Origin of the sequence: Kitasatospora sp. NPDC001527, assembly GCF_040298605.1 — a bacterium.
In the GTDB taxonomy this organism is placed as follows: Bacteria; Actinomycetota; Actinomycetes; order Streptomycetales; family Streptomycetaceae; genus Kitasatospora.
Genome location: NZ_JBEPAM010000077.1, coordinates 15803 through 27470, shown reverse-complemented (window position 1 = coordinate 27470; position 11668 = coordinate 15803). Strand labels below are relative to the sequence as shown.

Here is an 11668-nt window from a genome sequence, read left to right as displayed (position 1 = left end):
TTCCGCCGGCCCTCCGCACGCCCCCCCCCCCCCCCCCCCCGCCCCCCCCCCCCCCCCCCCCCCCCCCCCCCCCCCCCCCCCCCCCCCCCCCCCGCCGGCAGTCCGGCCGGCGCCGTGGTGGAGACCGCCGTGCGCGACGCCCTGCCGGTGCTTCCTGCCGCGGACCCGTCTCAGTGCCGCCGCAGCTGGTCCATCTCCCGGCGGTCGCGCTTGGTCGGCCGCCCGGCGCCCCGGTCGCGCACGCCCGGCGCGGCGACGAACTCGCGCGCCGGACGCGGCGGGCTGTTGTCCACCAGGCACTCCGCCGCGACCCCCGCGCCGACCCGCTTGCGGATCAGCTTCGTCACCACGACGACCCGCTCCCACCCCTCCAGGCGCACCCGGACCTCGTCGCCCGGCTTCAGCGCCTGCGCCGGCTTGGCCCGATCACCGTTGACCCGCACGTGCCCGGCCTTGCACGCCGCCGCCGCGGCCGACCGCGTCTTGGCCAGCCGCACCGACCAGATCCAGCTGTCCACCCGGACGCTTCCCTCGTCTTCGACCATCCTCCGAGCTTAGGTCCTCCCGTGCCCGGCGCCGGATTCAGCGCCGGCCGGGCGCCTCCTGGACGGCCCAGCCGTTGCCGTCCGGATCGCTGAAGAAGACGAAGGAGTTCCACAGCTCGCCCCGCCCGTCCACCCGGTCCCCGTCCTCGAAGTGCTGCACCGGACTCACCTCCACGCCCCGCGCCACCAGCTCCGCGTGCGCCCGGTCGATGTCCGGCACCACCAGCTGCAGCCCCTTCAGCGAGCCCGCCGGCGCGTCCGTCAGCCCGGTGCCCACCACGATCGAGCAACTGGAGCCGGGCGGCGTCAGCTGCACCACCCGCACCCCGTCCCGGATCCGGGTGTCGTGGTCGACGGCGAAGCCGACCCGCTCCTCGTAGAAGACCTTCGCCCGGTCGACGTCCGTCACCGGGACCACCACCACTTCGAGCTTCCAGTCCATGGCCGTGCCCCTTCCGTCGGGCCCTCCCAGTATCGGCCGCCGCCCCGGTCCCCGCGCGGGCGCCGGTCGGGCGCCGGTCCCCGCGCGGCAGCCGGTCGGCTAGCCTGGGCGGCGATGAACCACCTCGCCACCGCCGCCGTGACCCCCTTCCCGACCCCGTGGGGCGCCCTCGGCCTCACCCGCTACCCGGAGGACCCGCGCGAGCGGCTGCGCGCCTGGGACGCCGCCGACGAGTACCTGCTGCGGCACCTGGCCGGCGAGGCCGACTCCGCCGAGGGCCGGGCCACCGCCCTGGCCGGCCGCGCCGTCACCGTCCTCGGCGACCGCTGGGGCGCGCTCACCACCGCCCTCGCCACCGCCCCCGCCGAGCGGGCCCCGGCGCGGATCACCCAGATCAGCGACTCGCACCTCGCCCAGCGCGCCACCGCGGCCAACCTCGCCCGGGCCGGCGCCGCCCCCGGGGCCGCCCGGCTGCTCACCACCCGCGACACCCCGCCCGCGTCCACCGACGTCCTGCTGGTGCGCGTCCCCAAGAGCCTCGCCCTGCTGGAGGACCAGCTGCACCGGCTCGCCCCGTCCCTGCGCCCGGACACCGTGGTCCTCGGCACCGGCATGACCACCGAGATCCACACCTCCACGCTCGACCTCTTCGAGCGGATCCTCGGCCCCACCCGCACCTCGCTCGCCGTCCGCAAGGCCCGGCTGATCCTGTGCACCCCCGGCCGGGCCGCCGACCCCGGTCCCAACCCCTGGCCGCACCGCTACGCCCTGCCCGGCGACATCGGCCCCGCCTCGGGCCGCACCGTGGTCAACCACGCCGGCACCTTCTGCGCCGACCGCCTCGACATCGGCACCCGCTTCCTGCTCGCCCACCTGCCCACCGCCGCCCCCGGCGCCAGGATCGTCGACCTCGGCTGCGGCAACGGCGTGGTCGGCACCGCCGCCGCCCTGGCCGCCCCCGGCGCCGAACTGCTCTTCGTCGACGAGTCCCACCAGGCGGTCGCCTCCGCCGAGGAGACCTTCCGCGCCAACCTCGGCCCCGACGCCCCCGCCGAGTTCCTCACCGCCGACGCGCTGAGCGACGCGCCCGTCCCGGCCGGCTCGGTGGACCTCGTCCTCACCAACCCGCCCTTCCACTCCCACCAGGCCACCACCGACGCCACCGCCTGGCGGATGTTCACCGGCGCCCGCCGCGCGCTGCGCCCGGGCGGCGAGCTGTGGGTGGTCGGCAACCGCCACCTCGGCTACCACGTCAAGCTGCGCCGCCTGTTCGGCAACTGCCGCACGGTCGCGGGCAACCCCAAGTTCGTGGTGCTCAGGGCCGTCAAGCGCTGACCGCGTGCCCGCGCCGCCCGGGACGCCGGGCCGGGCGGCGGTGCTTCGCACCCTCCCTTGCATGAATGTTCCGTACTGCGTATATTCATGCCACGACGAAGGAGGAACGCCATGGCATTGCGAGTCGCCGTCGCCGGCGCGAGCGGATACGCGGGCGGTGAGGTGCTGCGCCTGCTGCTCGGCCACCCGGAGGTGGAGATCGGGGCGCTGACCGGCGGCTCGAACGCGGGCACCCGGCTGGGCCTGCTCCAGCCGCACCTGCTGCCGCTGGCCGACCGGGTCCTGGAACCGACCACCCCCGAGGTACTGGCCGACCACGACGTGGTGTTCCTGGCGCTGCCGCACGGCCAGTCCGCCGCCGTCGCCGAGGCGCTCGGCGCGAACGTGCTGGTCGTCGACTGCGGCGCCGACTTCCGGCTCAAGGCCGCCGCCGACTGGGAGCAGTTCTACGGCTCCGCGCACGCCGGCACCTGGCCCTACGGCCTGCCCGAGCTGCCCGGCCACCGCGCCGCGCTCAAGGGCAGCAACCGGATCGCCGTCCCCGGCTGCTACCCGACGGCCGTCTCGCTCGCGCTGTTCCCCGCCTACGCGGCCGGCCTGGCCGAGCCCGAGGCCGTGGTCGTCGCCGCCTCCGGCACCTCCGGCGCGGGCAAGGCCGCCAAGACCCACCTGCTCGGCAGCGAGGTGATGGGCAGCGTCAGCGCCTACGGCGTCGGCGGCGTCCACCGGCACACCCCGGAGATGTCCCAGAACCTCACCCCGCTCGCCGGCGAGCCGGTCACAGTCTCCTTCACCCCCACCCTCGTCCCGATGCCGCGCGGCATCCTCGCCACCTGCTCCGCGAAGGCGAAGCCCGGGGTGGGCGCCGAGGAGCTGCGCGCCGCCTACGCGCGGGCGTACGGCGACGAGCCGTTCGTCCACCTGCTGCCCGAGGGGCAGTGGCCGCAGACCAGCAGCGTCTACGGCTCCAACGCCGCCCTGGTGCAGGTCGCCCTGGACGCGGCCGCCGGGCGGATCGTGGCGATCAGCGCGATCGACAACCTGGTCAAGGGCACCGCCGGCGGCGCGGTGCAGAGCATGAACATCGCCCTCGGCCTGCCCGAGGAGCTGGGCCTTCCCGTGAACGGAGTCGCACCGTGACCGACCACCAGAACGTCGGCGTCACCGCCGCCCAGGGCTTCCGGGCCGCCGGCGTGACCGCCGGGATCAAGGCCTCCGGCACCCCCGACCTCGCGCTCGTCGTCAACGACGGGCCCCTGCTGGCCGCCGCCGGCGTCTTCACCGCCAACCGGGTCAAGGCCGCCCCCGTGCTCTGGTCCGAGCAGGTCCTCAAGGGCGGTACGGTCTCCGCCGTCGTCCTCAACTCCGGCGGCGCCAACGCCTGCACCGGCCCGCTCGGCTTCCAGGACACCCACGCCACCGCCGAGAAGGTCGCCGGGGAGCTGGGGCTGAACGCCGGCGAGGTCGCCGTCGCCTCCACCGGCCTGATCGGCGTGCGGCTGCCGATGGACATCCTGCTGCCCGGCGTCACCACGGCCGCCGCCGCGCTCAGCGCCACCGGCGGCGAGCGGGCCGCGATCGCCATCAAGACCACCGACACCGTCCACAAGACCGCGCAGGTCACCAGCCCGGCCGGCTGGACGGTCGGCGGCATGGCCAAGGGCGCCGGCATGCTCGCCCCGAGCCTGGCCACCATGCTGGTCGTGCTCACCACCGACGCCGAGGCCGACGCCGCCGCCCTGGACGCGGCGCTGCGCGGCGCCACCCGCACCACCTTCGACCGGATCGACTCCGACGGGTGCATGTCCACCAACGACACCGTGCTGCTGCTCGCCTCCGGCGCGTCCGGCACCGTCCCGGACCCGGCCGAGTTCGACGAGGCGGTGCGCACCGTCTGCGCCGACCTCGCCCGTCAGCTGATCGCCGACGCCGAGGGCGCCAGCAAGGACATCCGGATCGACGTCACCGGCGCCGCCACCGAGCAGGAGGCCGTCGAGGTCGCCCGGGTGATCAGCCGCAACAACCTCCTGAAGTGCGCCATCCACGGCGAGGACCCGAACTGGGGCCGGGTGCTGGCCGCGATCGGCACCACCGACGCCGCCTTCGACCCGGACCGCCTGGACGTCGCGATCAACGGTGTCTGGGTCTGCCGCGACGGCAGCGTGGGGGAGGACCGCGACCTCGTCGACATGACCGGCCGCGAGGTGGTCATCACCGCGAACCTCAACGCCGGCGGGGCCGGGGCCAGCCTGTGGACCAACGACCTCACCGCCGACTACGTGCACGAGAACAGCGCCTACTCCACCTGACAGCCGCCACCAGAGCCGGGGAAGCAGAACAGTGCAGATCGCACCCAAGGGCGAACAGGCCCGCAACAACACCGCGTTGCCCAAGGCCATGACGCTCATCGAGGCCCTGCCGTGGCTGGAGCGCTTCCACGGCAAGACCGTGGTGATCAAGTTCGGCGGCAACGCCATGGTCGACGAGGAGCTCAAGGCCGCCTTCGCCAAGGACGTCGTCTTCCTGCGCTTCGCCGGCCTGCACCCCGTCGTGGTGCACGGCGGCGGCCCGCAGATCAGCGCCCAGCTCGACAGGCTCGGCCTGGAGTCCTCGTTCACCAACGGCCTGCGGGTCACCACCCCGGAGACCATGGACGTGGTCCGGATGGTGCTCGCCGGCCAGGTGCAGCGCGAGCTCGTCGGTCTGCTCAACCAGCACGGCCCGTTCGCGATCGGCATGACCGGCGAGGACGCCCACACCATGACCGCCGTCAAGCGGTACGCCGTGGTGGACGGCGAGCAGGTGGACATCGGCCTGGTCGGCGACATCGTCAACATCGAGGCCGGCGCGGTGAAGGCGCTGATCTCCGACGGCCGCATCCCGGTGATCTCCTCGATCGCCCGCGGCACCGACGGCCACGTCTACAACATCAACGCCGACACCGCCGCCTCCGCCCTCGCGGTCGCGCTCGGCGCCGAGATGCTCGTCGTCCTCACCGACGTCGAGGGCCTGTACAAGGACTGGCCGAACTCCGACGACGTGATCAGCCAGCTCAACGCCTCCGAGCTGGAGGAACTGCTGCCGGACCTGGCCAGCGGCATGCTCCCGAAGATGGAGGGCTGCCTGCGCGCCGTGCGCTCGGGCGTCGGCACCGCCCGCGTCCTGGACGGCCGGGTGCCGCACAGCCTGCTGCTGGAGATCTTCACCGACGAGGGCATCGGCACGATGGTCGTGCCGGACGACGAACCGACCGTGACCGGGGGACTCGCATGACTTCCAACGCCCAGCTCACCGAGCGGTGGCAGCACTCCTTCACCGACAACTACGGCACCCCGCGGATCCCGCTGGTCCGCGGCGAGGGCAGCACGCTCTGGGACGCCGACGGCAAGGCGTACACCGACCTGCTCGGCGGCATCGCCGTCAACGCCCTCGGCACCGCCCACCCGGCGGTCGTCGAGGCCGTGAGCCGCCAGATCGCCACCCTCGGCCACGTCTCCAACCTCTTCATCGCCGAACCCACCGTCACCCTCGCCGAGCGGCTGCTGCGCCTGGACGGCCGCCCGGGCCGGGTGTTCTTCTGCAACTCCGGCGCCGAGGCCAACGAGGCCGCCTTCAAGATCAGCCGCCGGACCGGCCGCACCCACCTGGTCGCCCTGGAGGGCGGCTTCCACGGCCGCACCATGGGCGCCCTCGCGCTCACCGGCCAGCCCGCCAAGCAGGAGCCGTTCCGCCCGCTGCCCGGCGACGTCACGCACGTCCCCTTCGGTGACGTCGAGGCGCTGCGCGCGGCCGTCACCACCGAGACCGCCGCCGTCTTCCTGGAGCCGATCCAGGGCGAGAACGGCGCGATCCCGCTGCCCGACGGCTACCTGGCCGCCGCCCGGGAGATCACCCGCGCCACCGGCACCCTGCTCGTCCTGGACGAGATCCAGACCGGGGTCGGCCGCACCGGCCACTGGTTCGCCCACCAGGCCTTCGAGGGCATCGAGCCGGACGTGGTCACGCTCGCCAAGGCGCTCGGCGGCGGCCTGCCGATGGGCGCGGTGCTGGCCTTCGGCCGGGCGGCCGAGCTGCTCACCCCGGGCCAGCACGGCACCACCTTCGGCGGCAACCCGGTGGCCGCGGCGGCCGGCCTCGCGGTGCTCGACACCATCGACTCCGAGGGCCTGCTGGAGCACGCCCGCAAGATCGGCGAGCGGCTGCGGCACGGCGTCGAGGCGCTCGGCGACCCGCTGGTCTCGCACGTGCGCGGGGCCGGGATGCTGCTGGGCATCGTGCTGACCGAGCCGGTGTCGGCGAAGGTGCAGGCGGGCCTGCAGGAGGCCGGCTTCCTGGTGAACGCCGCCGTGCCGGACGCGGTGCGGCTCGCTCCGCCGCTGGTGCTCACCGAGCAGGAGGCCGACGCGTTCCTCGCGGCGCTGCCGGCCGTCCTGCGGGCCGTCCGCGAGGACGCCCCGGACGATGCGAACCGAGCGTAGTCCGGGAGAATAACCACATGACCGTACCCAACTCCGGGCAGCCCGCCGCCGGCCCGACGCCGCAGGTCCCGCAGACCCGCACCGCGCGCCACCGGCGGATCGTGGACCTGCTCACCCGCCAGCCCGTGCGCTCGCAGAGCCAGCTCGCCAAGCTGCTCGCCGACGACGGACTCGTGGTCACCCAGGCCACCCTCTCCCGGGACCTGGACGAGCTGGGTGCGGTGAAGATCCGCAACCGGGACGGCGCGCTCATCTACGCCGTCCCGGCCGAGGGCGGCGACCGCACCCCGCGCGCGCCGATGGGGGAGTCCGCCACCGAGGGCCGGATGGCCAGGCTGGCCGGCGAGCTCATGGTCTCCGCCACCGCCTCGGGCAACCTGGTCGTGCTGCGCACGCCGCCCGGCGCGGCGCAGTTCCTGGCCTCGGCGATCGACCAGGCGGAGGTGTTCGAGATCATCGGCACCATCGCCGGCGACGACACCGTCCTGCTGATCAGCCGCGACCCGTTCGGCGGCCAGGCGCTCGCCGACCACCTGATGCAGCTCGCCCAGGCGAAGGCGCAGTAGCCCGGGGCGCGGCATCCCCGGGTACGGCAACCCCGGGGCGCGGCAGCCCCGTTCCCTCCCCTGTGGGCCCGGTTCCGACCGGGCCCACAGGCGTGTCCGGAACCGGTTCGTCCTTCGCGTTTTGAATTTCATACGGAGTAGTGCATACTTATGCCTATCGCCGTAAGCCTGTTCGCACAGTTGTGAAGGAGAAAGCCGTGACCGAGCGCGTCGTACTCGCCTACTCGGGCGGTCTGGACACGTCCGTCTGCATCGGCTGGATCGCCGAGGAGACGGGCGCGGAGGTTATCGCCGTCGCCGTCGACGTCGGCCAGGGCGGCGAGGACCTGGACGTCATCCGCCAGCGGGCGCTGGACTGCGGTGCCGTCGAGGCCGAGGTCGCCGACGCCCGCGAGGAGTTCGCCGACGAGTACTGCCTGCCGGCCCTCAAGGCCAACGCCCTCTACCAGGGCCAGTACCCGCTGGTGTCCGCCCTCTCGCGGCCCGTCATCGTCAAGCACCTGGTCGCCGCCGCGCAGAAGCACGGCGCCACCACCGTCGCCCACGGCTGCACCGGCAAGGGCAACGACCAGGTCCGCTTCGAGGTCGGCATCAACTCCCTCGCCCCGGGCCTCAAGTGCATCGCCCCGGTCCGCGACTACGCGATGACCCGGGACAAGGCCATCGCCTTCGCCGAGGCCAAGGGTCTGCCGATCGCCACCACCAAGAAGTCCCCGTACTCGATCGACCAGAACGTCTTCGGGCGGGCCGTGGAGACCGGCTTCCTGGAGGACATCTGGAACGCCCCGATCGAGGACGTCTACGAGTACACCCAGAACCCGGCCACCGCGCGCGAGGCCGACGAGGTGATCATCACCTTCGACGCCGGCGTCCCGGTCGCGGTCGACGGCCGCAAGGTCACCGTCCTGCAGGCCATCGAGGAGCTCAACAGGCGGGCCGGTGCCCAGGGCGTCGGCCGCCTCGACATGGTCGAGGACCGCCTCGTCGGCATCAAGTCCCGGGAGATCTACGAGGCCCCCGGCGCGATCGCCCTGATCACCGCCCACCAGGCGCTGGAGAACGTCACCGTCGAGCGCGAACTCGCCCGCTACAAGCGGCAGGTCGAGCAGCGCTGGGCCGAGCTGGTCTACGACGGCCTGTGGTTCTCCCCGCTCAAGCGCGCCCTGGACGGCTTCGTCAACGAGGCCAACCAGCACGTCTCCGGCGAGATCCGGATGGTCCTGCACGGCGGCCGGGCCGTCGTCAACGGCCGCAAGTCCGACCAGTCGCTCTACGACTTCAACCTCGCCACCTACGACACCGGCGACACCTTCGACCAGTCCATGTCCAAGGGCTTCATCGAGATCTTCGGCCTCTCCTCGAAGATCGCCGCCCGGCGCGACCTGGGCTGAGCCCCACCGGCCCCGGCCGCACCCGGCCGGGGCCACCCCCTCCCTCCCCCCTCTCTCCCTCCCTCCCGCACGTCAGTAAGGAGCCAGCGATGTCCGCCGACCAGACCGCCTCCGGTGGCGACGTCCGCCTCTGGGGCGCCCGCTTCGCCGACGGCCCGTCCGAGGCCCTGGCCAGGCTCTCCGCCTCGGTGCACTTCGACTGGCGCCTCGCCCCCTACGACATCGCCGGCTCCAAGGCCCACGCCCGCGTCCTGCACAAGGCCGGCCTGCTCGACGACGCCGAACTCGCCGCCATGCACGACGGACTCGACCGGCTCCTCGCCGACGTCGAGGCCGGCACCTTCACCGGCACCATCGCCGACGAGGACGTCCACACCGCCCTGGAGCGGGGCCTGCTGGAGCGCCTCGGCCCCGACCTCGGCGGCAAGCTGCGGGCCGGCCGCTCCCGCAACGACCAGATCGCCACCCTCTTCCGGATGTACCTGCGGGACCACGCGAAGACCATCGGCGCCCTGCTGCTCGACCTCCAGCACGCCCTGGTCGGCCTCGCCGAGGCCCACCCGGACACCGCCATGCCGGGCCGCACCCACCTCCAGCACGCCCAGCCCGTCCTCTTCGCCCACCACGTCCTCGCGCACGTGCAGGCCCTCGGCCGCGACGCCGAGCGGCTGCGCCAGTGGGACGCCCGAACCGCCGTCTCCCCCTACGGCTCCGGGGCCCTGGCCGGCTCCTCGCTCGGCCTCGACCCGCAGGCCGTCGCCGCCGACCTCGGCTTCGAGGGCGGCTCCGTCGGCAACTCCATCGACGGCACCGCCTCGCGCGACTTCGTCGCCGAATTCGCCTTCGTCACCGCGATGATCGGGATCAACCTCTCCCGCATCGCGGAGGAGGTGATCATCTGGAACACCAAGGAGTTCGGCTTCATCACGCTGCACGACGCCTTCTCCACCGGCTCGTCGATCATGCCGCAGAAGAAGAACCCCGACATCGCCGAACTCGCCCGCGGCAAGTCCGGCCGGCTCATCGGCAACCTCACCGGCCTGCTCGCCACCCTCAAGGCCCTCCCGCTCGCCTACAACCGCGACCTGCAGGAGGACAAGGAGCCGGTCTTCGACTCCTGCGACACCCTCGAAGTCCTGCTGCCCGCCTTCACCGGCATGATGGCCACCCTCACCGTCCACCGCGAGCGCCTGGAGGAGCTCGCCCCGGCCGGCTTCTCCCTCGCCACCGACATCGCCGAATGGCTCGTCAAGCAGGGCGTGCCGTTCCGCGTCGCCCACGAGGTCGCCGGCGCCTGCGTCAAGGAGTGCGAGGCCCACGGCATCGAACTCGCCGACCTGACGGACGCCCAGTTCGCCGCCATCTCCGAGCACCTCACCCCCGAGGTCCGCACCGTGCTCAGCGTCCACGGCGCCATCGCCGCCCGCAACGGCCGCGGCGGCACCGCCCCCGGCGCCGTCGCCACCCAGCTCGCCGAGGTCAAGGCCGACCTGGCCGCCCAGCAGGAGTGGGTGACCGGCTGACCCGGTCCCACCACCCGGGGGAGGGGCGCGGTGCACGGTGCACCGCGCCCCTCGCGCGCGCACGCCACCGCACGGCCGTAACCCGCACGGCCGCCACCGGGTCAAGCACGGCATGCGCACCGACCCGCCCTCCCACCCCTCCGCCGAGGACGAGGTCCTCGCCGCACTGCGCCGCCGCCACGTCCGCGAGGCCGTCGCCGCCCTGCCCGGACGCTGCCCGCAACTGGTCGCCGCCATCACCGAGGACCCGCCGCCCACCTACCGCGAGATCTCCCGCCGCCTCGGCATGCCGCGCGGCTCCATCGGCCCCACCCGCGCCCGCTGCCTCGCCTGCCTGCGCACCCTGCTGCGCACCGAGCGCTACGGCTGACCCGGGCCGCCGTGACCCCCGCCGCCCGCGCCCCGCCGCCGGCCCCTCACCCGTCCGGACGTGACGCTCGCCACGTCCGCCCCTCCCGTCACCCGCGAACGCCGGGCGTGACCCTCGCCACGTCCGGCGGCCGGAAGGTTGAGAGCAGCTGACACGGGGGTAAGGCGCTGGCGAACGCCGCTCTTGACGGTGACGAGCCCGCCCCGATACTGACCGTGGACGCGCCGCCGCCGCCACGGCCCCACCGGGCCGTGCGGGCCGGTACGTTCGTGCGCCACCCCGGCCTGGGCGGATCCCCGGCCGGGACAACACCTCCGGCAGGGAACCGGTGCCACACCCTCACGTTCGCGCGCCGGCACAAGGATGGGGAGGCCCCCGCACATGGGCATGAGCGTCATCATTTCGACCGCCGACACCGACGACGCGGAGCAGATCCTCAAGCTCCAGTACCTCGGCTACCAGAGCGAGGCCGAACTCTACGGCGACTGGGCCATCGAGCCGCTGACCCAGTCCCTGGAGAGCCTGCTCACCGAACTGACCGAGCAGCACGTCCTGGTCGCCCGCCTCGGCGACGAGGTCGTCGGCACCGTACGCGGCCGGGTCGGCGCCGACGGCGTCGCCCGGATAGGGCGCCTGGTCGTCCACCCGCGCATGCAGCGCCACGGCCTCGGCGGACGCCTGCTCCAAGCCCTCGAACAGCGCCTCGCCGACGACGGCGCGCCCACCTCCTACCGGCTGTTCACCGGCCACCGCAGCCTCGGCAACCTGCGCCTCTACGCCCGCCAGGGCTACCGCCAGACCGCCGTCGAACAGGTCAGCGGCCGGCTCGCCCTGGTCCACCTGGAGAAGCCCGCCACCGCCCCGCTCGCCGCCACCGCCTGAACGCCCCGACCGCCCCGGTCCCCGACGGCGCCGCCACCATCCGGACCCCCGGTGGCGGCGCCGAGCCGCATCACCACAGGTCAAGGCCATCGCTGTCCGCAATGCGGACAGCCTTGCCAAATAGTTGGGCGTACCC

12 protein-coding genes are annotated in these 11668 nt (G+C 73.8%); 10 read left to right on the top strand and 2 right to left on the bottom strand.

The annotated features are described in order from the left end of the window. Nucleotides 1-170 precede the first annotated feature (170 nt). Together ABT238_RS36760 and ABT238_RS36755 are read right to left on the bottom strand one after the other, a co-directional pair. Nucleotides 171-545 carry an RNA-binding S4 domain-containing protein gene (locus ABT238_RS36760; RefSeq protein WP_350570996.1) on the bottom strand — a complete coding sequence of 125 codons (375 nt, stop codon included), beginning with the start codon at nt 543-545 and terminating at the stop codon, nt 171-173. Between the two features lie 37 nt (nt 546-582). After that, nucleotides 583-987 carry a VOC family protein gene (locus ABT238_RS36755; protein WP_350570995.1) on the bottom strand — a complete coding sequence of 135 codons (405 nt, stop codon included), beginning with the start codon at nt 985-987 and terminating at the stop codon, nt 583-585. A 114-nt stretch (nt 988-1101) separates the two neighbouring features. On the opposite strand from ABT238_RS36755, the gene ABT238_RS36750 reads away from it, so the two are divergent. From ABT238_RS36750 to ABT238_RS36705, 10 genes are all read left to right on the top strand, one after another. After that, nucleotides 1102-2322 carry a methyltransferase gene (locus ABT238_RS36750; RefSeq protein WP_350805979.1) on the top strand — a complete coding sequence of 407 codons (1221 nt, stop codon included), beginning with the start codon at nt 1102-1104 and terminating at the stop codon, nt 2320-2322. A gap of 111 nt (nt 2323-2433) precedes the next feature. Next, a complete protein-coding gene (argC, locus tag ABT238_RS36745; protein WP_350570993.1) occupies nt 2434-3462 on the top strand; it encodes an N-acetyl-gamma-glutamyl-phosphate reductase in 1029 nt (342 codons plus the stop codon). Then, on the top strand, nt 3459-4631 hold the full coding sequence (gene argJ / locus ABT238_RS36740; protein WP_350570992.1) for a bifunctional glutamate N-acetyltransferase/amino-acid acetyltransferase ArgJ: 1173 nt from the start codon (nt 3459-3461) through the stop codon (nt 4629-4631). Before argC ends, argJ begins: the two co-directional genes overlap by 4 nt. 88 nt (nt 4632-4719) lie before the next feature. Continuing rightward, nucleotides 4720-5595, top strand: coding sequence for an acetylglutamate kinase (gene argB, locus ABT238_RS36735; RefSeq protein ID WP_350571017.1), 876 nt, complete (start codon nt 4720-4722; stop codon nt 5593-5595). Next, nucleotides 5592-6800, top strand: coding sequence for an acetylornithine transaminase (locus ABT238_RS36730; RefSeq protein ID WP_350570990.1), 1209 nt, complete (start codon nt 5592-5594; stop codon nt 6798-6800). Before argB ends, ABT238_RS36730 begins: the two co-directional genes overlap by 4 nt. A 17-nt stretch (nt 6801-6817) precedes the next feature. Next, nucleotides 6818-7366, top strand: a complete 549-nt coding sequence (locus tag ABT238_RS36725) for an arginine repressor (protein ID WP_350570988.1) — start codon at nt 6818-6820, stop codon at nt 7364-7366. Nucleotides 7367-7563: 197 nt separating this feature from the next. Continuing rightward, on the top strand, nt 7564-8757 hold the full coding sequence (locus ABT238_RS36720) for an argininosuccinate synthase (RefSeq protein ID WP_350570987.1): 1194 nt from the start codon (nt 7564-7566) through the stop codon (nt 8755-8757). 89 nt (nt 8758-8846) lie between these two features. Continuing rightward, nucleotides 8847-10280: an argininosuccinate lyase gene (argH, locus tag ABT238_RS36715; RefSeq protein WP_350570985.1), complete on the top strand. Its 1434-nt coding sequence runs from the start codon at nt 8847-8849 to the stop codon at nt 10278-10280. A 112-nt stretch (nt 10281-10392) separates the two neighbouring features. Next, nucleotides 10393-10650, top strand: coding sequence for an RNA polymerase sigma factor (locus ABT238_RS36710; RefSeq protein WP_350805965.1), 258 nt, complete (start codon nt 10393-10395; stop codon nt 10648-10650). A gap of 381 nt (nt 10651-11031) precedes the next feature. Further along, nucleotides 11032-11532, top strand: a complete 501-nt coding sequence (locus tag ABT238_RS36705; RefSeq protein WP_350570982.1) for a GNAT family N-acetyltransferase — start codon at nt 11032-11034, stop codon at nt 11530-11532. Nucleotides 11533-11668 lie beyond the last annotated feature (136 nt).